General features: G+C 55.7%; 20 protein-coding genes. 17 read left to right on the forward strand and 3 right to left on the reverse strand.

The genetic code is table 11. The features are described from left to right. Positions 1 to 31: 31 nt before the first annotated feature. The 12 genes from glf (at position 32) to amaB (ending at position 15,585) form a co-directional block, all read left to right on the forward strand. On the forward strand, positions 32 to 1,219 hold the full coding sequence (gene glf / locus ACYVGU_RS17270; protein ID WP_460613866.1) for a UDP-galactopyranose/dTDP-fucopyranose mutase family protein: 1,188 nt from the start codon (positions 32 to 34) through the stop codon (positions 1,217 to 1,219). Between the two features lie 180 nt (positions 1,220 to 1,399). Beyond that, positions 1,400 to 2,710 carry a glycoside hydrolase family 1 protein gene (locus tag ACYVGU_RS17275; protein ID WP_460623059.1) on the forward strand — a complete coding sequence of 437 codons (1,311 nt, stop codon included), beginning with the start codon at positions 1,400 to 1,402 and terminating at the stop codon, positions 2,708 to 2,710. Positions 2,711 to 2,716: 6 nt separating this feature from the next. Then, on the forward strand, positions 2,717 to 3,619 hold the full coding sequence (locus tag ACYVGU_RS17280; RefSeq protein WP_460613868.1) for an SDR family oxidoreductase: 903 nt from the start codon (positions 2,717 to 2,719) through the stop codon (positions 3,617 to 3,619). 468 nt (positions 3,620 to 4,087) lie between these two features. Further along, the gene (gene secA / locus ACYVGU_RS17285; protein WP_460623060.1) at positions 4,088 to 7,495 is read left to right on the forward strand and encodes a preprotein translocase subunit SecA; all 3,408 of its coding nucleotides are present in this window, start codon (positions 4,088 to 4,090) and stop codon (positions 7,493 to 7,495) included. Between the two features lie 113 nt (positions 7,496 to 7,608). Then, positions 7,609 to 8,286: a 2-deoxyribose-5-phosphate aldolase gene (gene deoC, locus ACYVGU_RS17290; protein WP_460623061.1), complete on the forward strand. Its 678-nt coding sequence runs from the start codon at positions 7,609 to 7,611 to the stop codon at positions 8,284 to 8,286. Further along, complete coding sequence (locus tag ACYVGU_RS17295; RefSeq protein WP_460623062.1) at positions 8,267 to 8,812, forward strand: sporulation protein; 546 nt, start codon at positions 8,267 to 8,269, stop codon at positions 8,810 to 8,812. Before deoC ends, ACYVGU_RS17295 begins: the two co-directional genes overlap by 20 nt. A gap of 2 nt (positions 8,813 to 8,814) precedes the next feature. Then, positions 8,815 to 9,210 (forward strand): hypothetical protein, encoded by a 396-nt coding sequence (locus ACYVGU_RS17300; protein WP_460613872.1) that lies wholly within the window; start codon positions 8,815 to 8,817, stop codon positions 9,208 to 9,210. 21 nt (positions 9,211 to 9,231) lie between these two features. After that, entirely contained in the window at positions 9,232 to 10,431 is a 1,200-nt protein-coding gene (locus ACYVGU_RS17305) for a M20 metallopeptidase family protein (RefSeq protein WP_460623063.1), read from the forward strand. Positions 10,432 to 10,467: 36 nt separating this feature from the next. After that, entirely contained in the window at positions 10,468 to 11,283 is an 816-nt protein-coding gene (locus tag ACYVGU_RS17310; protein WP_460623064.1) for a hypothetical protein, read from the forward strand. Between the two features lie 235 nt (positions 11,284 to 11,518). Further along, positions 11,519 to 11,962, forward strand: a complete 444-nt coding sequence (locus tag ACYVGU_RS17315; protein ID WP_460623065.1) for an Hsp20/alpha crystallin family protein — start codon at positions 11,519 to 11,521, stop codon at positions 11,960 to 11,962. A gap of 294 nt (positions 11,963 to 12,256) precedes the next feature. After that, complete coding sequence (locus tag ACYVGU_RS17320) at positions 12,257 to 13,759, forward strand: Do family serine endopeptidase (protein WP_460623067.1); 1,503 nt, start codon at positions 12,257 to 12,259, stop codon at positions 13,757 to 13,759. Between the two features lie 227 nt (positions 13,760 to 13,986). After that, complete coding sequence (gene amaB, locus ACYVGU_RS17325) at positions 13,987 to 15,585, forward strand: aldehyde dehydrogenase family protein (RefSeq protein ID WP_460623068.1); 1,599 nt, start codon at positions 13,987 to 13,989, stop codon at positions 15,583 to 15,585. An 82-nt stretch (positions 15,586 to 15,667) separates the two neighbouring features. On the opposite strand, the gene ACYVGU_RS17330 is transcribed toward amaB, so the two are convergent. Beyond that, positions 15,668 to 16,201 (reverse strand): hypothetical protein, encoded by a 534-nt coding sequence (locus tag ACYVGU_RS17330; protein ID WP_460623069.1) that lies wholly within the window; start codon positions 16,199 to 16,201, stop codon positions 15,668 to 15,670. Positions 16,202 to 16,516: 315 nt separating this feature from the next. Between ACYVGU_RS17330 and ACYVGU_RS17335 the strand changes: the two genes are divergently transcribed. From ACYVGU_RS17335 to ACYVGU_RS17355, 5 genes are all read left to right on the forward strand, one after another. Beyond that, positions 16,517 to 17,080, forward strand: coding sequence for an RNA polymerase sigma factor (locus tag ACYVGU_RS17335; protein ID WP_460613879.1), 564 nt, complete (start codon positions 16,517 to 16,519; stop codon positions 17,078 to 17,080). 133 nt (positions 17,081 to 17,213) lie between these two features. Continuing rightward, complete coding sequence (locus ACYVGU_RS17340) at positions 17,214 to 17,993, forward strand: hypothetical protein (protein ID WP_460613880.1); 780 nt, start codon at positions 17,214 to 17,216, stop codon at positions 17,991 to 17,993. A gap of 2 nt (positions 17,994 to 17,995) precedes the next feature. Beyond that, positions 17,996 to 19,240: a hypothetical protein gene (locus ACYVGU_RS17345; RefSeq protein WP_460623070.1), complete on the forward strand. Its 1,245-nt coding sequence runs from the start codon at positions 17,996 to 17,998 to the stop codon at positions 19,238 to 19,240. Positions 19,241 to 19,344: 104 nt separating this feature from the next. After that, the gene (locus tag ACYVGU_RS17350) at positions 19,345 to 19,884 is read left to right on the forward strand and encodes a PPC domain-containing DNA-binding protein (RefSeq protein WP_460623072.1); all 540 of its coding nucleotides are present in this window, start codon (positions 19,345 to 19,347) and stop codon (positions 19,882 to 19,884) included. Positions 19,885 to 19,932: 48 nt separating this feature from the next. Then, positions 19,933 to 20,448 carry a PaaI family thioesterase gene (locus ACYVGU_RS17355; protein ID WP_460623073.1) on the forward strand — a complete coding sequence of 172 codons (516 nt, stop codon included), beginning with the start codon at positions 19,933 to 19,935 and terminating at the stop codon, positions 20,446 to 20,448. Positions 20,449 to 20,683: 235 nt separating this feature from the next. On the opposite strand, the gene ACYVGU_RS17360 is transcribed toward ACYVGU_RS17355, so the two are convergent. Together ACYVGU_RS17360 and ACYVGU_RS17365 are read right to left on the reverse strand one after the other, a co-directional pair. Continuing rightward, positions 20,684 to 21,298, reverse strand: a complete 615-nt coding sequence (locus ACYVGU_RS17360) for a hypothetical protein (RefSeq protein ID WP_460623074.1) — start codon at positions 21,296 to 21,298, stop codon at positions 20,684 to 20,686. A gap of 150 nt (positions 21,299 to 21,448) precedes the next feature. Further along, positions 21,449 to 23,011 (reverse strand): DNA integrity scanning protein DisA nucleotide-binding domain protein, encoded by a 1,563-nt coding sequence (locus ACYVGU_RS17365; protein WP_460623076.1) that lies wholly within the window; start codon positions 23,009 to 23,011, stop codon positions 21,449 to 21,451. Positions 23,012 to 23,065: the final 54 nt, after the last annotated feature.

The following is a 23,065-nucleotide window of genomic DNA, read 5'->3' on the forward strand; positions in this document are numbered from 1 at the left end:
TTTCCTTTCTCCCCTAAAAGACCGCTTAGCTATGTTCGATTATCTCATCGTCGGAGCCGGATTTGCCGGCAGTGTATTGGCCGAGCGGCTCGCTACGCGCTCCAATAAAAAAGTACTCATTGTAGATAAGCGCAGCCACATTGCCGGCAATGCTTATGATCATTACAATGAGGATGGCATCCTGATCCACAAATACGGTCCCCATATTTTCCACACCAACTCCAAAGACGTATTCGAATACCTCTCCAACTTTACGGATTGGCGCCCTTATGAGCACCGCGTACTAGCCTCTGTAGATGGCCAACTGGTACCGATGCCCATTAACCTCGATACCATCAATAAGCTGTACGGCCTCTCGCTCAATAGCTTTGAGGTAGAGCAGTTCTTTGAGTCAGTAGCGGAGCAAGTGCCGGTTATCAAAACCTCCGAGGATGTAGTCGTAAGCAAGGTAGGCCGGGAGCTATATGAGAAGTTCTTCCGCAACTACACGCGCAAGCAGTGGGGCATGGACCCCTCAGAACTTGATAAATCGGTGACCAGCCGCGTGCCTACCCGCACCAACCGCGACGACCGGTATTTCACGGATACCTACCAAGCCATGCCGCTGCACGGCTACACCCGGATGTTTGAGCGCATGCTCGACCACCCGAACATCAAGGTGATGCTTAATACCGACTACCATGACATCGTGGATTTCATTCCGTTCAAGGAAATGATTTTCACGGGCCCGGTAGATGAGTACTTCGACTTCAAGTATGGCAAGCTTCCTTACCGCTCCCTGGAGTTTAAGCACGAGACGTTGAACGTTGAAAACTACCTAGCGGCTCCGGTGGTAAACTACCCCAACGACAACCTGTACACGCGCATTACGGAGTTCAAGGCTCTAACCGGCCAGAAGCATCCCAAAACGTCCATCGTGTATGAGTATCCAAAGGCCGAAGGCGACCCGTACTACCCCGTACCACGCCTCGAAAACGCCGACTTGTATAACAAGTACAAGAAGCTGGCCGACGAGACCCCGAACGTGCACTTTGTAGGCCGACTGGCTACATACAAGTACTACAACATGGACCAGGTAGTAGCCCAGGCCCTGACGCTGTACAAGAAACTCACGGAGAAAACGGAAGAAGCTCAGAAACCCGCAAAGCCCGCAATAACCGGCTCTGCTGCCATTCTGGACAAGCTCGTACCCCGCGACCCAGCCAAGGGCAAGCCATAACCGGCCCTTAGAATTACATCGGCTAAGCCACTGGATGTACTGTCATCTGCTTCCCGACAAAAGCCTTACGCAGGCCCGCGTCGGAAAGCAGATGACAGCCCCGTTCTGGGGCGTTGTAATCTCAACACTGCGTAGCAAATCTAATCTGAAGCTGCGCAGTGTCACTTTACCTTTCAAGCTATGCAAGATGAGGACGTAGAAGTATGGGGCGGCATAGAATGTACCATCCGACGAGTAGGAAACGAATACTTCGATCAGCTCGCAAGCAGTGGGCACCGTACCCGAATCGAGGACTTGGACTTATTTGCTGACCTAGGAATCCGGAAATTGCGCTACCCCATTTTGTGGGAGCAAGTGGCGCCTAAAAGCCTTGACCGCCCGGACTGGACCTGGACCGATGAGCGCATGGCTCGGCTGCGAGAGTTGGGCATTGACCCCATCGTAACGCTGCTGCACCACGGCAGTGGTCCGCACTACACGGCGTTGCACCGGAAAAACTTTGTAGCGGGCATCGCCCGTTTTGCCCGGATGGTGGCCGAGCGCTATCCTTGGGTACAGTATTATACCCCCATTAATGAGCCGCTTACTACGGCTCGATTTAGTGGTTTGTACGGCCTCTGGTATCCGCACGCGTTTGATGACCGAACGTTTGTGCGCATTCAGCTCAACCACATAAAAGGGGTGAAGCAGGCGATGCAGGCCATTCGAGAAGTGAATCCGGCCGCACAGTTGGTGCAAACGGAAGACCTAGGGAAAACGCACTGCACCCCCGGGCTTGCTGATCAAGCTGAGTTTGAGAACAACCGCCGTTGGCTGACTTATGACTTGCTCTGCGGCCGCCTCCATGAGCAGCATCCCTTGTGGACCTATCTACGCGCCAATGGTGCCTCCAGAGCCGAGCTGTTGGAGTTAGCCCATGCTTCCACACCTCCCGACATTCTGGGTATAAATCACTACATCACTAGTGAGCGGTTTCTGGATGAAAACCACCAGTATTTCCCGGCCCACCACCTGCGCCAAAGTCAAGCTCGCACCCACTATGCCGATGTAGAGGCCGTACGCATACAGGCGGTGCAAATGACAGGCCTGCATGGCTTGCTCACGGAAGCTTGGGAGCGGTATCACTTGCCCATGGCCATAACCGAGGTGCACCTAGGGTGCACCCGCGAAGAACAAATGCGCTGGGTGCAGTATGCTTGGGATACGGCTCAGCAGCTTAAGCACGACGGCGCAGACATGCGCGCCATCACCATCTGGTCGTTGCTAGGTGCTTATGACTGGAATACCCTGCTCACGCAAGAAGCGGGCTTCTACGAAAGCGGCGTTTTCGATGTACGTAGTGGCAATCCGCGCCCAACGGCCCTGTTTCATATGGTTCGAAAGCTCGCCACGGAAGGGTATTACGATCATCCGGTGCTTCACTCCAAAGGCTGGTGGGAGCGAGATGATAGGTTTCTGTATCATCACCATGGCCCCACTTATAACAGCTAATACGCTATGCAACAACATCAATACACTACCCCCGAGCCACTGCTTATTGCCGGCGCCAACGGCACACTAGGGCGAGCTTTTCAACGCATTTGTGCCAGCCGGGGCATTGCCGCAATTGCCCTAGGACGTACCGAGCTAAATATCTCGGATCCGCTTTCTGTTGAAACGGTATTAGCCCGGTACCAGCCGTGGGCCGTAGTGAATACGGCCGGTTTTGTGCGGGTTGATGAAGCAGAACAAAATTTTCATCAATGCTACCAAGAAAATACCACAGGTCCTGCTGTGTTAGCCTCCGCCTGCGCCCACCGAGGTATTCAGTTTCTCACGTTTTCCTCTGATTTGGTGTTTGATGGTACCAAAGCAGAGGCGTACGTGGAAAGCGACCAGCCTTCTCCGCTTAACGTGTATGGCAACAGTAAGCGCCTAGCAGAGCGATATGTACAGGCCCAAATGCCGGAAGCACTGATAATTCGGACAAGTGCTTTTTTCAGTCCTTGGGATGAGTATAATTTCGTGTATGATGCACTCCGGGCGGGCCATCATAAGCAGGCCTTCTACGCCGCCGATGATGTATTGATTTCGCCCACGTATGTGCCTGACCTCGTGAATGTATCCCTGGATCTGCTCATCGACCAGGAGAAAGGCGTGTGGCATTTGGCCAATCAAGGGGCCTATACGTGGGCTAGTCTGGCGCGGCAAGCGGCGGACATAGCCGGATTAGATACCTCGTTTGTAGTTCCGCGTCCCATGCAGGCGTTTGGCTTGGCCGCGCCACGTCCTGCCTACAGCGTGCTAGCCAGCAACCAAGGAAACTTGATGCCGAGCTCTGAAGAGCGACTACAGCAATGCGTAGGCGAAATGCTAACGACCATTCAAGCTACGGAGGAAGCTATGGCCGTGGCATCCTGACAATACTCTATCACTAGCTCTATTTTTCCATCAAACCCTGCCGCCTCACGAGGTAGCAGGGTTTGATGGTGTAAGGAGGGTAGTATACCACGGGTGTAGATTAGGCTGGTTCATGCTGAGTATTTTAGCAGGCAAGCCGCGCATACAAACACCAGAGGGCTAGTATTGCTTGCTGAACTTTCCGGATACTATTGCGCATTTCAGTTTAATGAAAGTAGGAGGCTAGGGAGGTTGGAGGCACCTTAGTGGCTAGTAAAATGATGAGTTCGTTGTAACTGTAGAACTCGGCTTACGACTGCATCAGCTTGTCAAATTATTAGTCTGGGGGCAATAGGCCGAAGTATTTGGGCTTGGTGTTTTTGCGGAAAAACCCGCCAGATTGTCTGTTGATTATGATATGGGGCGGTTTTGGATAGAAATCCTGTAAATTTGGGATGCGCCCCGGCGTTTCAATTAAGTAAAACCAGCATGTTTGATTTTCTAGGGAAAACCGTCGCCAAAATTTTCGGCTCTAAATCGGAGCGGGATTTGAAGGAGATTGTTCCGTACGTGGCGCTCATAAACGCCGAATATGCCAAACTGGCACAACTCAGCGACGATGAGCTGCGCGCCCGCACTGATGAGGTCCGGGCCCGGATCGATGCGTACCTGAAATCTATCGACGACCAGATTGCTGCCCTGCACCAGCGCGTCAACGAGGATGCTACCCTGGATGCCGTGCAGAAGGAGCAGCTGTTCGACCAGATCGACACGCTGGAAAAGAGGCGCAACAAGGAACTAGAAGTTGTGCTGATGGAAGTGCTGCCCATCGCGTTTGCCATCACCAAAGAAACTGCTCGCCGCTATACCCAAAACGGGCAGCTCGTAGTTACTGCCACCGACTACGACCGGCAGTATGCCCAGCGCAAACCCAACGTGCGCATCGAGGGCGACAAAGCCATCTGGAGCAACAAGTGGCTGGCCGCCGGGGCCGAAATTACCTGGGACATGATTCACTACGACGTGCAGCTGATTGGCGGCGTAGTATTGCACCAGGGCAAAATTGCCGAAATGGCTACGGGTGAGGGTAAAACGCTGGTATCAACCCTGCCGGCCTTCCTGAATGCGCTGGCTCGCCGCGGAGTTCACTTGGTAACCGTAAACGACTACCTAGCCAAGCGCGACTCTGAGTGGAATGCGCCGCTGTTCGAGTTCCATAAAATCACGGTCGACTGCATCGATAAGCACCAGCCGAACACGGATGCGCGTCGGCAGGCCTACCTGGCCGATATTACCTACGGCACCAACAACGAGTTTGGCTTCGATTACCTGCGCGACAACATGGCGCGCGACCCCGAGGAGCTAGTGCAGCGCAAGCACCACTACGCCATGGTCGACGAAGTGGACTCCGTTCTGATTGACGACGCCCGGACGCCACTTATCATCTCGGGCCCTGTGCCACGCGGCGATGTGCACGAGTTCTATATCCTGAAGCCCCGCATCCAGATGCTGGTGGACGCGCAGAAGAAGCAGGTGCAGCAGTACCTCGTCGATGCCCGTCGCCTGATTAAAGAAGGTAAGGATGGCCCCAAAGAAGGGGAGGGTGGCTTGGCTTTGTTCCGTGCTTACCGTGGTCTTCCCAAGAGCAAGCCCCTCATCAAATTCCTGTCGGAGACTGGAATGCGGGCTATTCTGCAAAAAACCGAGAACCACTACCTGCAGGACAACCAGCGCCAGATGCCCCAGGCCGATATGCCGCTGTTCTTCACTATTGACGAGAAGAACAACCAAATCGAGCTGACGGAAAAAGGCATTGACCTGATTACCGGCCAGGGCGAAGACCACAGCTTCTTCATCATGCCCGACATCGGGACGGAGCTGGCCAACATTGAGAAAGACCCTAGTCTCTCCGGTGAGGAAAAGCTCCACACCAAGGAGAAGCTCATGGACGACTTCCAGACGAAGTCGGAGCGCATCCACACCATCAACCAGTTGCTGAAAGCATACACGCTGTTCGAAAAGGATGACCAGTACATCCTCACCGACGATGGCAAGGTGAAGATTGTGGATGAGCAAACCGGCCGCGTAATGGAAGGCCGCCGCTACTCCGATGGCCTGCACCAGGCCATTGAAGCCAAGGAAAACGTGCGTGTAGAAGACGCGACGCAGACCTACGCTACTGTAACACTGCAGAACTACTTCCGCATGTACCACAAGCTGGGCGGCATGACGGGTACGGCTGAAACCGAAGCCGGCGAGTTCTGGGAAATCTACAAGCTCGACGTGGTGGTAGTGCCCACTAACCGCGGTATTGCCCGCAAAGACGAGCACGACAAAGTATTCAAAACCGTTCGCGAGAAGTACAACGCCGTAGCCGAGGAAATCCAGACCCTGGTACAAGCTGGCCGCCCTGTGCTGGTAGGTACTACCTCCGTTGAAATTTCGGAGCTGGTTAGCCGCATGCTAAAGCTGCGCGGTATTCCGCATCAGGTGCTCAACGCCAAGCAAAACCAGCGCGAAGCTGAAATTGTAGCAGGCGCGGGCTACCCCGGCACCGTAACCATTGCTACCAACATGGCCGGCCGTGGTACTGACATTAAGCTCAAGGAGACGTCGAAGGCTTCTGGTGGCCTAGCCATTATTGGCACCGAGCGCCACGAGTCCCGCCGCGTAGACCGCCAGCTGCGTGGTCGGGCCGGCCGCCAGGGCGACCCAGGTTCTTCGCAGTTCTTTGTGAGCCTCGAGGACAACCTGATGCGCTTGTTCGGCTCCGACCGGATTGCCAAACTCATGGACCGTATGGGCCTGGAGGAAGGTGAAGTAATTCAGCACTCCATGATTACCTCGTCTATTGAGCGTGCGCAGAAGAAAGTAGAAGAAAACAACTTCGGCATTCGGAAGCGCCTGTTGGAGTACGACGACGTGATGAACGCCCAGCGCGAAGTGGTGTACAAGCGCCGCCGCAATGCCCTGCACGGCGAGCGTCTGGAGCTGGACATCTGGAACATGATCTACGACGTCTGCGAAGCCATTGTGGTAGGCCACAAAACCTCTAACGACTTCGAAGACTTCAAGCTGGCCATTATTCGCGTGTTCGGCTACGATACGCACCTCACGGCTCAGGATCTGAGCGGCATGCAGGCCGGGCAGCTAACCCAGAAACTCTACGACGAAGCCCTTGGCTATTACCACAGCAAAAACGACTTCATCGCCGGTAACTCGATGCCGCTGATTAACGATTTGTTGAGCCAGAACGCACCGTACGAGAACATTGCCATTCCGTTCACCGATGGCCGCAAGCAGATTCAGGCTATTGCCAACCTGCGCCGCGCCCAAGCTAGCGGAGGCCACGAAATAATTCGGGGCATGGAGAAGGTGGTGGTACTCTCGGTTATCGATGAGGCCTGGACCAAGCACCTGCGCGCCATGGACGACCTGAAGCAGGTAGTGCAGAACGCCGTGTACGAGCAAAAAGACCCGCTGTTGGTGTACAAGTTCGAGTCGTTTGAACTGTTCCAGCAGATGATTGGCAAGGTAAACGAGGACACCATCCAGTTCCTGTTCCGTGCTGATGTGCCGATGCAGGCTGGTCAGGATGGCTACGACGAGCCCGAGTACTTCACCGAAGACGAGCTACCCGTAGCGCCGCCTCAGCCTAAGCTGAAAGCCGAGAAAGAAATTTCGTCGGTATCGTTGGGTGCTGGTCCCGAGGACCTGGAGCAAGATGGCGCTCAGCCGCAGGTGCTGGAAAAGCAGCAGCCGGCCAAGTCGCAGAAAGTGGCTAACCGCAACGAAAAGGTAAGCGTGCAGTACATGGACGGCCGCATTGTGCGGGACGTCAAGTTCAAGTCAGTGGAAGACGACCTGCTGAATGACCGCGCTGTGCTGATCGACTAACGAAGAGAAGCTTACCAGACGGGCCGCGTTTCCAGAGAGGAAGCGCGGCCCGTTTGTTGTAGCATGGTTGCCGTACACGTGCTACCGTTCCTGTCCGTTACCTTTGCTTACTTATGTCGCAGAAGATTGCCGCCACCATCGACCATACGCTGCTGAAGCCGGATGCTACCCCGGATCAGATTGCACAGCTTTGCCGAGAAGCCGCCGCCAACCAGTTTGCCAGTGTGTGCGTGCCACCGTGCTACGTGCGCTTTGCCGCCGAGCAGCTCCAGGGTTCCGGCGTTCCCGTGTGCACCGTTATTGGGTTTCCCTTGGGATATGCCCTAGCAAAAGTAAAGTTCTTTGAAGCACATCAGGCCTTGTCGGATGGGGCTACGGAGCTGGACATGGTCATCAATGTAGGTGCTCTGAAAGCTGGCCGGCTGGATGAGGTAGAGGAAGAAATTGGGCAGCTGGCGGAGCTTTGCCACCTGCGCGGGGCACTTCTCAAAGTCATTATCGAAACCGGGTTGCTCACCGAAGAGGAGATAGTAACGGCTTGCCGCCTGTGTGAGGAAGCCGGCGCCGACTTTGTTAAAACCTCCACGGGCTTTGCCAACCGGGGTGCTTCCGTTGCCGATATCATGCTGATGCGCCGTTCTTTGCCCGGAGGCATCCGGATTAAAGCCTCGGGAGGTATTCGCACCCGTACGGCCGCTTTGGCCCTTATTGCCGCCGGTGCCGACCGGATTGGCTCGTCTAATAGTCTGGCCTTGCTCGAAGCCGATTCTCATGAAACACCTGCTACGTAACGTGTTGCTGCTGTCTGTTCTGTTTTCCCTCGGAGCTTGTGCTTCATCCAGTCCGGGGGCGCCCACAACCTCCAAACCCGACACGGCGCAACGGGCCGCTACGGCACCACCCGTCGAGGATTTAAGCAAGTACCGGCCCGTTTTTACTGCGCCCAAAGCGCCCGTAGTAGCGCCTGCTACCCCCGCTAGGGCCGTAAACCCCACCAACCACGTGAACCCTCAGGTAGAGCAGCGCCTTCGCGACCAAGCATACACCAACCAAAACGTGAAGTATGCGCAGGGCTACCGTATTCTGGCGTACGTGGGGCTAGAGAAAGATCAGGCTATGGCCGTGCGCCGGGCCATCATTAGCCGCTACCCCGAAGAAACTGATTACCTGGCCTACAAGCAGCCTATTTTCCGGCTTCGCATCGGCGACTACCTTACCCGCCTTGAAGCCGAGCAGGCACTGCTGCGCATTCGGGCGCTGGCACCCAAAGCGGAGCTGGAGTCTATGCAAGTAGTCATCAACAAAACTGCCTACTAGCTGTGCCTATCGTTCGGGAGCTGCATTGGGATGAGCTGGACTTTCTGCAAGGATTGGAGGTAGTGCCCACCGAAAACAACAACGGCGGCATCCATTTCAGCGTGGACCGCCAAGGGTTGCGCTTGCTCGTGACGTTGTGGCCTCAGGCGGGGGTAGTAGATGTTACGCTGCTGCAGGTAACATCGAAGGCCATTTTGCTTGATTTTACGGTGGCGGTGCGCGGCCGCATTCGCTACAACAACGATAAGCGGGGCGAATACCTGGAGTTTCCGGACAGTGTGCTGGTAAGTCGGATTTCTTTTTCGACGGAGCAGGATGAAGCTGCCTTCAGCCCTAATACCTTTGGCCGACCCATGCTCCTAACCGTGCGTCCGCACCTGAGCGTTTTGTTTGAATAGCCTCGCTTTACCGTTTTGGATATGCAGCATCTGATTTCGCGCATCAAAACCTTGGCCGCCGCCGCCGCCACCGATACCGTAGCACTGCGTGAGCACCTGCACGCCCACCCGGAGCTTTCGTTTAAAGAGCATAACACGGTGGCTTTCGTTACGGAGCAGCTCCAGAAGCTCGGCTTAAAAACCCAGCCCATTGCCGGCACGGGGGTAGTAGCCCTCATTGAAGGGCGAAACCCCGGCTCCCGCACTGTAGCCCTGCGCGCGGATATGGATGCTTTGCCCATTACGGAGCAAAACGAGGTGCCTTACAAATCAACGAACCCGGGCGTGATGCACGCTTGCGGGCACGATGTGCACACGTCTTCTTTACTAGGGGTAGCGCGCATCTTAACCCAGCTTACCGATGAGTTTGAGGGGAGCGTAAAGCTCATGTTTCAGCCCGGTGAAGAGCTCCTGCCCGGTGGTGCTTCCCTCATGATTCAGGAAGGCGTACTGGAAAACCCTAAACCCGCCAGCGTACTAGGGCAGCATGTATTTCCAAGGCTACCCGCTGGAAAAATTGGGTTGCGCGCGGGCCGCTATATGGCCAGCACCGATGAGCTATACCTTACTGTACGCGGCAAAGGAGGCCACGGCGCCATGCCCGAGCAGAACCTGGACCCCGTTTTGGTAGCGGCTCACATCATTGTGGCCGCCCAGCAGATTGTTAGCCGCCGGGCTAACCCAAAACTGCCTTCGGTGCTATCATTCGGGAAGGTAATTGCGCAGGGCGCTACCAACGTTATTCCAAATGAGGTGTACATCGAAGGCACATTCCGCACCCTGAATGAAGAGTGGCGCAACGAAGCGCATGAGCACCTGCGTCGGCTGTGCGAAGGGCTGGCGGAAAGCATGGGTGCCACCTGTGAACTGGAAATTCGGCGCGGCTACCCCTATCTGGAGAATGAACCGGCGCTTACTGCGCGCACCGAGCAGGCAGCCGTAGAGTACCTGGGCCGCGAAAACGTAGTGGAGCTCGACCAGTGGATGGCCGCCGAGGACTTTGCGTACTTCAGCCAGGCTACCAGTGCGTGCTTTTACCGGCTCGGCACGGCCGCTGACGATGGTAGCAACCGCTACACCTCATCCGTACACACGCCTACCTTTGATATCGATACCAAAGCCCTGGAAACCGGCCCCGGCCTAATGGCTTGGTTGGCACTACGCGAACTGGCCGAAAAGTAAGCTTCATCCTGTATCCTATAGTGTAGCTCTATCTCTATGCGAATTCTACCAGTACTACTAGCCGCCCTGGCGCTGCTCACCTCTGCTTCAGCTAAAGCCCAACGCCGGGCTACCGGCAACTTGGGGCTGCTACCGGAGGTGCAGGCCGAAGTTGCCTTGTCAGGTGATGATTACGTGCTACTGGCCCTGCGCGCACCCATCCAGACCGGAACATTCCGGGGTACCCAACTGGACCAGGTAGGTGTACGGGTGGGGTATGAAAGTTTCTGGAGTGACCAATGGAGCTGGGGAGCGGAGCTAAGGGCGGATAGTTATGATACCTACCGCAGCTCCGATGCTACGGATATACAGGTAGATATTCGCCCGCAGGTGTTCCTGCGGCATTGGGCTACGCTCGGCAGCGTTAACTTTCGGCAGCGCCTGGGCCTAGAGTATTGGATACCCGGCGAAACCGGACCCCAGAGCCGGGCCTTGGCCAACTTGCGGTTGGATGTAGACAAGGTGTTTGCCCTCAATGAAAGGGTAGCGTTGCGCCCGCGCATTTCCGTGGAGCCCCAGGCTTATCTGCGTTTTCAGCGCGATGAAGACGAACTCAAGGAGCGGGTTATTGATTTCAGCTCCTTGCGTGGTGAAGTTGGCGTGCGTCTTTCGCCACGCATCGACTTCACGCCGTGGTTTGCCTGGCAAAGCAACTATTACTTCTCTCTGACCCAAACCGACAGCAACGGTACGATTACCATTCCGGGAGGAAAAGGCCGTTATACGCAGCCCATCCTGGGCCTCGACTTGCGCATGACCCTAGGCGGCAATGCCCAAAACGCTGACCGCCGACAATTGCCTACCCAGCACTAGGCTCTTTTGTAAGACAAAGTGGCAGCAACAGGAGGTGCTCATAAAGTGTCTTTAAATGAAATTTAGGCGGTTTAACAGGTTTTTGTACCTAGTGTTGCGTGAGGGCAAATTTCATTAAGTGACATTACGTCATAATAAAGGGGCTAGTAGGCAGTTGGTATAGATTTTATAGAGATACATGTGTCCGGATGGACATAGCATTTGACCGTAACTCTAACAACAACTTATACTTACCATGGCAACTCTGCTTTATAACAACCAGCCTGCCTTACGTCCTGCCCGCGCCATTAGCTCCGTACTAAACGAGATGCTGCGCGAAACTCTTCCTTCCCAAACGGCTCCTTCAGCTAGCTTCATTCCGCAGGCTGATATTGTAGAGTCAGAGCAAGGGTTTGAGATTCATCTGATGCTGCCCGGCGTAGCGAAGGAGAACGTTAAGATTGATTTCCAGGAAGGTAAGCTCACTATTTCCGGCGAACGGAAAGCGCCAGAGCCTGCTGAAAATGGTCCTAAATTCCGGCGGGTAGAGTCGGGCTACGGTTCGTTCACCCGCTCCTTCCGCCTCCCCGACACAGTTGAGGTAACGGCCATTGAGGCGCAGCTTCAAGATGGTGTGCTGCAACTGACGCTTCCCTTTGACAGCAAAAAGGTCACGAAGCACCAAATTGAGATTCGCTAAGCACTGATCTTCAAGAAAAAGGCACCTATGTTGGTGCCTTTTTCTTGGCTAGTGTGTTATAGAAAAAGAAGGGCGGAAACGGGCAGGTAGCGTTTGGCTAAGATAAATAATCTACCAACGGGCCATTTTCTTCCCTGAACAGCCATGCAACCGGACACCATCCCTAGGGTATCTAGCGTTAGCAAGTCATCAAAACAGTAATACCGCAGTTGAAGTAAGCCACCAGTTCATGGTTCGCTCACAATTCTGTTGTATTTTCAAACTGACATCATTCATCTCACCTTTTCATTACCCATGCAAGCAAAACAAATGATGCTCGGCCTGCTCGGTTCCGCTATTCTGGGCGGGGGCGTGGCCGTGGGTGGGTACAAGCTGCTGGAACCCGAGCGCTCTTCTGCGCCGCAGACCGTAGCTGCCGACCCCAACGTTCGCTACACCAGTGAGCTGCGCAGCAGCACGTACGCGGTGCCCGAAGGCCTGAATTTTACGGCCGCGGCGGCTTCCGTCACTCCGGCAGTAGTACACGTCATGACCGAGTATGCGCCCAAAGCCAGCCAGAACGATATGTCGCGCATGGATCCTTTCCTGCGGCAGTTCTTCGGCGAGGATCTGGATCAGTACCAGGGCCGTCGGCAGGGGCCCCAGCAGGGTTCCGGCTCCGGCGTAATCATTGCTGCAAATGGCTATATCGTCACGAACAACCACGTGATTGACAAGGCCGATAAGATTGAGGTGGTGATGGACGATAAGCGCAAGTTTGCCGCCGAGCTAGTGGGTACTGACCCCACCACCGACCTAGCCCTGCTTAAAGTAAAAGCCGACAACCTGCCTTTCATCCGGTACGGCAACTCCGATAACGTGAAGGTAGGGGAGTGGGTATTGGCTGTGGGCAACCCGTTCAACCTCAACTCCACCGTAACGGCGGGTATTATTTCCGCGAAAGGCCGCAACATCAACATCCTGCGCCGCGAAGACGGCATGGGCGTTGAGTCGTTCCTGCAGACGGATGCCGTAGTGAACCCCGGTAACTCGGGTGGTGCACTGGTAAACCTAAACGGCGACCTGATTGGTATCAACTCCGCCATTGCTTCCCAGACGGGCTCCTTTGTAGGCTACTCGTTTGCCGTGCCTAGCTCCATTGTAAGCAAGGTTATTGACGACCTGCTGAAGTACAAAGTAGTGCAGCGGGCTCTGCTAGGGGTACAAATCCGGGAGGTAGATGCCCAGCTGGCTTCTGAGAAAAAGCTGAGCTCCCTGAACGGGGTGTACGTGATGGGTGCCGGCAAAAACAGCTCGGCCGCTGATGCGGGCCTGCAGGAAGGCGACATCATCACGGAAATCAATGGCGTGAAAGTGAATACCTCCTCGCAGCTGCAGGAGCAGGTAGCCCGCTTCCGCCCCGGCGACAAAATCAAGGTAACCTACCTACGCGACTCGAAAGAACGTACGGCCACGGCTACACTGCGCAACTCCACCGGTACCACCGATATTATTCGGGAGGAAGTGGCTTCTACGCTGAAGTATGAAGGTGCTACGCTGGTTCCGGTAACGCGCCAGGAGCAAAACAAGCTCGGCATTGAGGGTGGTGCTAAAATCAACGGCATCAAAGGATCCAACTTCCGCGAAACCGGTATTGCCGACGGGTTCATTATCACCCGCATCGATAAAAACCGCGTGACCAAGCCCCAGGATGTGCAGCGCTACCTCGAAGCCGCTAAGGCAACGGATGGCGCCCTAGTAGAAGGCGTTTACCCCGATGGCCGCAAAGCGTACTACCCCATTGGTCAGGCCCAATAAGCTTGCCCTAGGTAGTGTTTTGAAAGAAACCCTTCGCCGTCTGGCGAAGGGTTTTTTATTTCCTGATGGGGTTTAAAGCCGAAGCAGGCCTAGTACGATGCCGGACGCAGGTAACTCGGGCGAAGCAGGAGGGATATACGCTGAGAGGTAGGGGCTTTTTGCTAGTTTTGCTTTCATCAGCAGTACCCCGCTTTCGCAATTTCCACCCAACTCATATTTCCTTTCCCATGAAACAAGCCCTCGAAGAAGCTGCCGCTACCGGCACCGATGTGCAGGAGCATGATCACCACGGTATTCGGCAGGTGTTGCAGGAGCTCGGCCTTGAAGCGCATAGCCCAGCCTGGAGTACCGGCCTGCACTGGGGCGGCGCCTCCAACGGGAATTCGCGCGCTATTCACTCGCCTACTGATGGCCGCCTGATTGGTTCTGTAGCCTTTGCAACCCTCGATGATTACGACCAGGTAGTAAAGAAAGCCGAGGAAGCCTTCAAAACTTGGCGCCTGATGCCTGCTCCCAAGCGCGGCGAAATTGTACGCCAGATTGGCAACAAGCTGCGCCAGTTTAAGGAGCCATTGGGCAAGTTGGTAAGCTACGAGATGGGCAAAATCCTGCAAGAAGGCCTCGGCGAAGTGCAGGAAATGATTGACATCTGCGACTTTGCCGTGGGTCTTTCGCGCCAACTCACGGGCTACACCATGCACTCCGAGCGGCCCGCGCACCGCATGTATGAGCAGTACCACCCCCTAGGAGTAGTCGGCATTATTTCGGCCTTCAACTTCCCGGTTGCGGTATGGAGCTGGAACGCCATGCTGGCTGCCGTGTGCGGTGATGTCAGCATCTGGAAGCCTTCCGAAAAAACGCCCCTAGTAGCCGTGGCCGTGCAGCACATTCTGAAAGAAGTGCTGGAGGAAAACAACATTCCCGAGGGCGTCTTCAGCCTGATTGTGGGTGATGCCGAAATTGGCGCCGCTATGGCTGCCGATACGCGCGTACCGTTGGTATCCGCCACGGGCAGCACCCGCATGGGCAAAAAGGTAGGCGAGGTAGTAGGTGGCCGCCTGGGCCGGGCCTTGCTGGAGCTGGGCGGTAACAACGCCATCATCCTGACAGAGCACGCTGACCTGGACATGGCCATGCGTGCCGTGGTGTTTGGCGCCGTAGGTACCGCCGGACAGCGCTGCACCACCACGCGCCGCCTCATTATCCACGACAGCATTTTCGAGGATGTAAAAGCGCGTCTGCTTAAAATCTACCCAAACCTGCCCATCGGCCACCCCTTACAGGATGGCAACCTGGTAGGCCCCCTGATTGACAAGGCAGCTGTGGAGTCGTTCAGCAAAGCCCTGGAAGCCGTGCAGGCCGAAGGCGGCACGCTGCTCATCGGCGGCGAAGTGCTGGAAGGCGAGGGCTACGAAACGGGCACCTACGTGAAGCCGGCACTAGTAGAAGCCCGCAACGAGTACCACACCGTGCAGGAAGAAACCTTTGCGCCCATCTTGTACCTGATTAAGTACAGCGGTGGGGTAGAGGATGCCATTGCGGTGCAGAACGGCGTACGGCAGGGCCTTTCGTCCAGCATCTTCTCCCTGAACATGCGCGAGACAGAAACCTACCTCAGCCACGCCGGCTCCGACTGTGGCATTGCCAACGTAAACATTGGCACGAGCGGCGCCGAAATCGGTGGTGCTTTTGGCGGTGAAAAGGAAACCGGCGGCGGGCGTGAGTCTGGCTCCGACGCGTGGCGCATCTACATGCGTCGTCAGACGAATACCATCAACTACTCTGACCAGTTGCCGCTAGCCCAGGGCATCAAGTTTGATGTGTAAAGTGGACTAGGCCCAGCATCTGATGATACAAAAAAAGCCCGACTGGTTTTCTAGTCGGGCTTTTTGTTTGTAGTCCTATGCACTACAAGGCAATCTGAATATCGCCGTGCCCTTTCAAATACAAGGTGGCCGGAGAGGTGCTGAACAGGATATAGTACATCCGATAAGTAGTACTAGGCGCGAACTTGTTCGCTGGAAATTCAAACGAAAACAAAGCATCAGCAACGCTAAATGGGCCATATTCTAGCCTATGCACCACTTTATAATTTTTATCGACGAAAACTATCTGCCACATAGCCCCAAATGGAATCCCATAAAACCCGAAACCGCCGCCGCGCTTCAGGGTGGTTGGGTTAGGAAAGAAGCCACGCGTCTGGATACCACGGGGAGAAGGTGCTTCTAAATCGACCGGAACCGTGAATAGCTTCTGTTCTTGTTTGGTCCAGGTCGCGTCGGCAGTCCAGTCAGTAGTATCTATGGCGCCGTAAATTTTGTTGCTGCCGTCGCGTTGCGTGATACCATCGTCAGGACCGAAGTCAATGGTAGGTTCAGCTTCCTTTTTACTGCAGGCAGCTACACTAGCTAAGATGCTCAGACAGAGGATAAGTTTTTTCATTACTAACCAGCAAAGATTACACGGTAAATAGCAAGATGTAAATAAACAGGTTGCGAGGTATAAAGCAGTATTGATCGACACAAATCCAACCGCTAAGCCTATTGGCTAATAAAGTGGCAATACAACCTAGTACTACTTAGACGCTTTGAGCAAATGAACAATCCCCGATTATTGGGTGTCTTGTAAACTAAGTGCAACCTCGCTCCGCCGGCCCTGTCTTTCATCTGATTACCAGAAAGCACTCGCCGTTTTTCGCCCGGAAAGTTGGATATTTACGATTCACCTGTTTCCGAACACCCGCCAACCCTGCACCCTATGGAGGCATTCGCGTATACCGACATTAACGCCCCGCTAGTTGAGCGGTGCCGGCTGGGCGACCGGCGTGCCCAGGCCGAAATCTACAAGCGCTACTCCAAAGCCATGTTCAACGCCTCGTTGCGCATCACCGGCGACTATGCCGAGGCCGAGGATGTATTGCAGGAGTCGTTTCTGAGTGCTTTCCGCGAGCTGCATAGTTACAAAGGCGATTCGTCCTTCGGATCTTGGCTGAAGCGTATCGTCATCAACAAAAGCATTAATTGCCTGCGCAACCGACGCCTGCAACTGGTGCCACTAGGCGAACAGCACGACAGTGCCGCGTCCGACGCCGACGACTTTGGTCCCGATATGCAGGAAATGGGCTGGCGTGCCGATGTGGTGCGCCGCTGCGTGCAGGAGTTACCGGATGGTTACCGGGTGGTCCTCTCGCTGTACCTGCTGGAAGGCTACGACCACGCCGAAATTGCCGGTATACTTAACATCACTGAATCTACTTCGAAGTCACAGTACAGCCGGGCCCGTAAAAAGCTTTTGGAGCTAGCCCGCCAGCACGGTTTGTAAGCATCTGTTGACCTGATTTTACCTTCGACCTCACTTTCCGTTGCCCTTTCACGCGGTGGCCGCTGCCGGCCCGCCCCATTTCCTGACCAGCCTGCTGCCGCCCCGGGATGCAACGTGCCCTTTACCACCTGACATGAACGAGAAGAAAACCGGACTGGAAGCCTTTGTTGAGCGCCACCGCGCCGACTTCGATGCCTTTGAGCCGCGCCCCGATTTGTGGGATGCTATTGAACTCGACCTGGCAGCTTCGGCTACCACTGAGGACGAGGCGGCACCCCTACGCGTACTACCCCTGTACGAATCTGAAACCGCTCCGACTACTCAAACCGTAGTTACTGCTGCGGCAGCTACCCCCGATATGGCGGCTATTCGCTCGGCGCGCCCGTATGGGGTAGCAGCGGCGGTAGCAGCTCTACTGATGGTTGGCGGCTGGTTTTGGCAGAACCACTCTGACGCAACCCGCTGGACCCGCACCGGTCAATCAGCCGTAGTGCGGACGGTGAGCCCAACTGCTGCCCCCGACCATAGCTTGTATACTGGCCCCAGCCTCACAGCAACGCCGGCTACAGCTGGCCCCGAGCAGCGCCTGGCCAGCACCGTGCAACGCATGGAGTCATATTACGCAACGCAAATTGCCGAGCGTCAGCAGGAACTACGCGAACTGGATAAAGCAACGCCGGCCGCTGCACCAACTGCCGATTGGCAACAGGAGCTGACTAACTTGGACTCCACCTACCAACAGTTGCGCAGTGAGCTTTACCGTAACCCCGAGCCTAGTGTGGTGCTGGAAGCTATGGACCGCAACCTGCAAATCCGGCTTGACCTGCTGAATCAGCAGCTTCGCACCCGCGAACAAGTTCGTGACTACCATACCCAACCCTTTATAGTGGCCGACAGCCGCCAGACTCCCTAACCATGCGCCACCTCTCGCTTTCCATCGGTCGATTGGGGCGCCTGCTCCCGCTGGCCGGGTTGCTGAGCGTGGCTGGCATCACGGGCCGGGCGCAGGCCCCCGTTGCAGTGGAGCCCACTGTGCTGCATTACTGCCAGCCGGCCGTAGCGCCGCTAGCCCATCAGGAGCAAGGCAACCCCGCCGATGCCCGGCATGGAAGCACTGCGCAAGGTCCGCAGGATGAAGCACAGCCTGCTCCGGCAGTTGAGAAGGTTCGCAAAATCAGCCGCACATTTCCCGCTAGCGCTACCAAGCTCTATACCCTGGACACGCGCTACGGCCGGGTGCAGGTAAACGTCTGGAATCGGGCTGAAATCCGCACCGATGTAGATATTATTACGCGCGCCGATACGGAGGAGAAAGCCCAGCAGCTCCAGGATATGATTCAGGTGCAGGTGCAAGACAAGGATGCAACCACCGGTGGTATTGTGGCCCGCTCTACGTTTGGTGCCATGCCGCGGGAGTGCTGGAGTCGTACCAAGCTCTATGAGGTAAATTACACGGTGTGGGTGCCCAAGAACACGCCCTTAGCGCTGCACAATACCTTCGGTGAAATTAGCCTGACGGGCGACCTGACGGGCGCCACAGAGTTAGCCATTGAGTATGGCCACCTGCGCACGGCGCGCCTGGAGGGCCCTCGGAATTCGGTAAAAGTCACTAATGCCCAGTGCGCCGTACCGTATGCCCGGCGGGCTACCATTGAGGCATCTTACTCCAAGCTGCGCCTCACGGAAGCTGGTACAGTAGAGATGCGCAACAACTACTCCGACATTGATATTGGCTCGGTAGAAGACCTAACCGTGCATAGCAAGTACGGTGACGTGGTGCTGGGCACCGTCCGCAACCTGCGAGGGTATTCCGGCTACTCCCGCTTTAGTATCGATAAGCTCAGCCATCAGCTGGATATGAAGCTGCAGTATTGCCCCAACTTTGAAGTTCGGAACACGGGCAAAAACTTCCAGAACATCAACGTGGAAGGCGGCTACAGCACCATTCTACTCAATTTTCCCGATGGCGCCGGTTTTAACTTCGATGTGAATACCGACCATGGCAAGCTGCTCGTGGATAAGCGCTTGGTGAAGGTAGATTCAGAGGCTAATAGTCCGTCGTCTAGTGATATGCAGGGCAGCTTTGGGGTTGCCCCCACCCGCAACCCTAGTAACGTGAATATCAAGGTTCGGTACGGCAACGTGAGCTTTAACCGGTAGATAAGTTACTAGGCCTACACTGGCGTTAAAGTTACCTCAAGGGTAGAAAGCGAATCAGGCGCCTGATTCGCTTTCTACCCTTTTGTCTGGCTACCTTGCCCCCAATGCGTATACTTCTTCTCGCGTTTCTGCTGGGCCTTGGTGCCACCACAGTAGCGGCGCAAACTGTTTCGGGTTCTATGCAACGGCCTTCTGCTCCGGTTTCTTCTATGCGCACCTATGCCCTGCGGCTACGGCCCGGCCAAGACCTCCGGAAGGAGCTGCTGGCCTTCACCACCCAGCACAACATGAAGGCAGCGGCAGTGGTAACCTGCGTCGGAAGCCTGACCACCACAACGCTGCGCCTAGCTAACCAAGAAGGTTCAACCGTTTATCAGGGGCACTTCGAGATTGTATCGTTGGTGGGCACTTTGTCCGTAAATGGCAGCCACTTGCACCTGTCCGTTTCAGATTCTACGGGCCGCACCATCGGCGGGCACCTGCTCGCTGGCAACGTGGTATACACCACCGTGGAGCTGGTGATTGGCGAGCTGCCTGAGCTGGACTTTCGCCGCGAAACTGACCCCACGTTCGGCTATAAAGAGCTGACGGTGTATCCGGCTGAAAAGCCTAAGCCAGCCTCTCGTTCCCGGAAAAGACCCTAACTTGATAAGCTACCAGGCTTTGTTTCATCCTTCTTTTTTTGCCGCATCATGGAGGCCAACACCAGTATATCCGCTGCCCCCAACACTGCTCGCATGGAGAAATTCCGGCGCGACATCAGCAACCCCCTGAAGCTGCGGCTGTTCATGCTTTGTCGGCTCCCGATGGCGTACTTGGCGGGGTTGCGGGTGGCTGAGCTGACGGCGGAGCGTGCTACCGTGACGGTAGGGTATAAATACCTTACCCAGAATCCGTTTCGGAGCATCTATTTTGCCTGCCTGAGTATGGCCGCTGAAATGGCCAGCGGCCTGCTAGCCATGATGCACGTGCAAAGTGGTTCCCCGGTTTCCATGCTGGTGGTGGGGCTAGAAGCCCAATTCACCAAAAAAGCCGTGGGGCTCATCTGCTTCACTAGCGAAGATGGCGCCGCCATTGGGCAGGCCATAGCCGAAAGCCGTGCTACCGGCGAAGGCCGTACCGTGGTGTGTACCAGCACGGGCCATGACCAGGCTGGCGACGTAGTGGCCACGTTCCGCATTACATGGTCTTTCCGGGCCAAGAAGTAGGGAGAGGAGTTACAGCGAAATGTCCTGTCATAAGCTGGCGTTGCGGGGTATCAGGCTGCCTCCTTTTCCAGTGAAGCTCTTTTCATTACCGCTGGATTAGGTAAAATGTAGAACCTGCATGACGAGCCTCAGCACCTACTAGGTACCGTTTTACTTTAAACCACAATACAGTATGTAACCCCTTGGCCTGACACGCGCTTCATGCCAAGCCGTGAGTAAAATGCTTGCGCAGTAGCTACTTCAGTGAATAACTGATGAGCTCCAGACGCCGCTGCAGTTTGTCGGAGTCGCGGAAGAAAGTGTCCCACCGTACTAGCCCTATGGAGGGTACAATCCAATCTTCGCGCTTCTGAATTTGAGCAGTTGTTTGGCCAGGGTAGGTGAACTGATACTCCACTTTGAAGAGGTTGCCCACAAAGTTCTTCTTGGAAGCCGGCACAGGCTGCGGAATACTGCCCGAGAGAGTATATACCCATAAATCATAGGCCGGGTACTTATAGCCGTAGCCTATGCCGCCCATGGTGCTGCCCGGGTACACTAGCAGGCTTTGTTTTCCGGCTACGTTATAATACGCATAGCCTTGCGCCGTATTCTGGACAATGCTACGGTCATTGAGGATATACCAGGTGCTTTTGTTGATGAGTGTATCCCGCAGTACGCTGCGGGTATAGGTGGCCGTAGAGTCGTAGATAAGGCCGTCGCCATCGTACTGATACACCCGGTAAGTCCACTCGTTGCCAACCCGCAATGGGATAATGTTTTCTACAGGCTGGGGCTCCTGTTCTTTCTGGCAGGAAAACAGCCCTACTACACATAGCCCGCCGGCCAGGATACTGTTTACTTTATTCATTCTGATATATAGATAAAAGTTGCCAAGCAGAGCGCACACTGCCCCGCCGGCGTTGCAAGCTACTGCTAAAACTTGCGTGCCTAGGCATAAAAAAGCGGGTACTGCACTAGTAATGAACCAGAGCAGTACCCGTTTAATGCCAGGTGCCGGCTACTCTTCCCGCAGGCTTTCTTTGGTAATAACGTCTACTAGCCCGTCTTCACTTACCACAATGGCCAGACACGCATACGGCGAGCTTTCCACGTACCGGATGGCGGAGTTGAAGCGGGCCCCGCGTGTGCTGGTGCCGTGCCCCGAGGCCTTGCCATCCAGAATAACCCCAATGGAATAGCAGTAGCCCTCGGGATCGAGGAGTACGGCGCCATCTATGGCCGTCACGAGGCGGGTGATAAGAGGCGTTAGGGGCACGGGCTCAATGAGCGTGCATTGCAGCTTCAGGCGGTCGGCTTCGGCCAATGCTTCGGTGGTAATGACCAAGAGCGTGCCGTGCTTTTGGCGGCTGGCTTCTACCACTACATCCCAGAGGCGCTCCACCTTGGCGGGGTCCGTGAGCTGGAAAGTATGTTTCAGGTCGCGGCGGAAGCGGGCGCGGTGCAGGCGTGTGCGGGGCAGGCTGGGCATGCCGTAGTGAGCCCGCATCAGTACCTGCCCGCCGTGGTGAAACTCCCAGGCGTAGTGGTTTACGAAGTTGATGACGAACAAATCTTCGCGGCTAGCATCGTAGTGGCCAACCTGCCGGCCCAAGGCGTACACGTTTTCTCCGTCGGCCAGCAGGCTTACATCGGCAGTAGCCATTTCGAGTAGCTTGCGTACGGCCCGGTAATCGGTGAGGGGCGTGGGGCAGGTGAGCGCAAATACCTCCGTCAGGTTAGGGTGTCCGCGCCGGGCCAGCAGCAATTTTCCTACCCCTTCGGCGCCTTCATACCGCAACGAGGAAATGGTATTGCAGGTAGTAAACAGCTTGGCTTTGGCCGGATTGGTGCCCAGGTCCTGCGCGGGCGTATCCATAAAGAGCTTGCCGGCAGAGCGGATAATCTCGTCGGTTTCGCGCGGGCGTACCAGCAGGCCGGAGCCGGGTTCTGGTTCCGTCAATGACTTCAGGCACTCCTCATGGAACCGAATGACGGCCGCCATCAGTAGGGAGTGCGAAAGGAGCCGCCCATCGGTGTAGTAACGGTTTTTTTCGAGGGTAGGGTAGGCCTTCATGGCCTTGCGGTTGAGGCGCAATACGGGCACCACTGAATGCTGATTGATGGCTACCGGCGCGCCCGCAAAATACACGTAGCGCCCGCCTGACATCACCTCGTCCAGCACTTCCTGCACCGCCTGCCGAAGTCCAATGGCAGCTTGCTTCCGCTGAATCATCTCTTCGCTCATCAGCTCCCGATCTGGGGAGTTCCAGGGGTGCAGGTACTGGTAGTAGCGGCCACGGGCCTGAGCCTCAGCAAAGGCTGTGGTGTCGAGGCCGCAATCAATGGGCTCTAGGCAGGTAGGTACTACTTCGTCCTCGGCGTCAGGGTTATTGGCGAGGGCCAAGAGCAGCACATACGCATCCAAGTCTTCATCGAGAGCCTCAAAAATGCCATTCGCTACTGTTTGGGCCGCCTGTCGGAAGCGCGCTTGGTAGGGCCAGATGGGGTAGCTGGCAGGCAAGGGCAACGGAGTACCAAAAGCGACGGGCGGGGCAGAAACAAGCGGCAGGGGCGAAAGCATGAGGAAGGAGCAAGAACAGACCGGAACAACAGCCAGACCTGAGCTCGGCAGCCT

The organism is Hymenobacter tenuis, from assembly GCF_054780495.1.

Bases quoted from the DNA above. Each gene is read 5' to 3' on its own strand.
- secA (WP_460623060.1), top strand. From the start codon at position 4,088: ATGTTTGATTTTCTAGGGAAAACCGTCGCCAAAATTTTCGGCTCTAAA.
- ACYVGU_RS17345 (WP_460623070.1), top strand. From the start codon at position 17,996: ATGCGCCACCTCTCGCTTTCCATCGGTCGATTGGGGCGCCTGCTCCCG.
- deoC (WP_460623061.1), top strand. From the start codon at position 7,609: ATGTCGCAGAAGATTGCCGCCACCATCGACCATACGCTGCTGAAGCCG.
- ACYVGU_RS17295 (WP_460623062.1), top strand. From the start codon at position 8,267: ATGAAACACCTGCTACGTAACGTGTTGCTGCTGTCTGTTCTGTTTTCC.
- ACYVGU_RS17360 (WP_460623074.1), bottom strand. From the start codon at position 21,298: ATGAATAAAGTAAACAGTATCCTGGCCGGCGGGCTATGTGTAGTAGGG.
- ACYVGU_RS17315 (WP_460623065.1), top strand. From the start codon at position 11,519: ATGGCAACTCTGCTTTATAACAACCAGCCTGCCTTACGTCCTGCCCGC.
- ACYVGU_RS17355 (WP_460623073.1), top strand. From the start codon at position 19,933: ATGGAGGCCAACACCAGTATATCCGCTGCCCCCAACACTGCTCGCATG.
- ACYVGU_RS17330 (WP_460623069.1), bottom strand. From the start codon at position 16,201: ATGAAAAAACTTATCCTCTGTCTGAGCATCTTAGCTAGTGTAGCTGCC.
- ACYVGU_RS17310 (WP_460623064.1), top strand. From the start codon at position 10,468: ATGCGAATTCTACCAGTACTACTAGCCGCCCTGGCGCTGCTCACCTCT.
- ACYVGU_RS17335 (WP_460613879.1), top strand. From the start codon at position 16,517: ATGGAGGCATTCGCGTATACCGACATTAACGCCCCGCTAGTTGAGCGG.
- ACYVGU_RS17320 (WP_460623067.1), top strand. From the start codon at position 12,257: ATGCAAGCAAAACAAATGATGCTCGGCCTGCTCGGTTCCGCTATTCTG.
- ACYVGU_RS17350 (WP_460623072.1), top strand. From the start codon at position 19,345: ATGCGTATACTTCTTCTCGCGTTTCTGCTGGGCCTTGGTGCCACCACA.
- glf (WP_460613866.1), top strand. From the start codon at position 32: ATGTTCGATTATCTCATCGTCGGAGCCGGATTTGCCGGCAGTGTATTG.
- ACYVGU_RS17365 (WP_460623076.1), bottom strand. From the start codon at position 23,011: ATGCTTTCGCCCCTGCCGCTTGTTTCTGCCCCGCCCGTCGCTTTTGGT.
- ACYVGU_RS17305 (WP_460623063.1), top strand. From the start codon at position 9,232: ATGCAGCATCTGATTTCGCGCATCAAAACCTTGGCCGCCGCCGCCGCC.
- ACYVGU_RS17280 (WP_460613868.1), top strand. From the start codon at position 2,717: ATGCAACAACATCAATACACTACCCCCGAGCCACTGCTTATTGCCGGC.
- ACYVGU_RS17275 (WP_460623059.1), top strand. From the start codon at position 1,400: ATGCAAGATGAGGACGTAGAAGTATGGGGCGGCATAGAATGTACCATC.
- ACYVGU_RS17340 (WP_460613880.1), top strand. From the start codon at position 17,214: ATGAACGAGAAGAAAACCGGACTGGAAGCCTTTGTTGAGCGCCACCGC.
- amaB (WP_460623068.1), top strand. From the start codon at position 13,987: ATGAAACAAGCCCTCGAAGAAGCTGCCGCTACCGGCACCGATGTGCAG.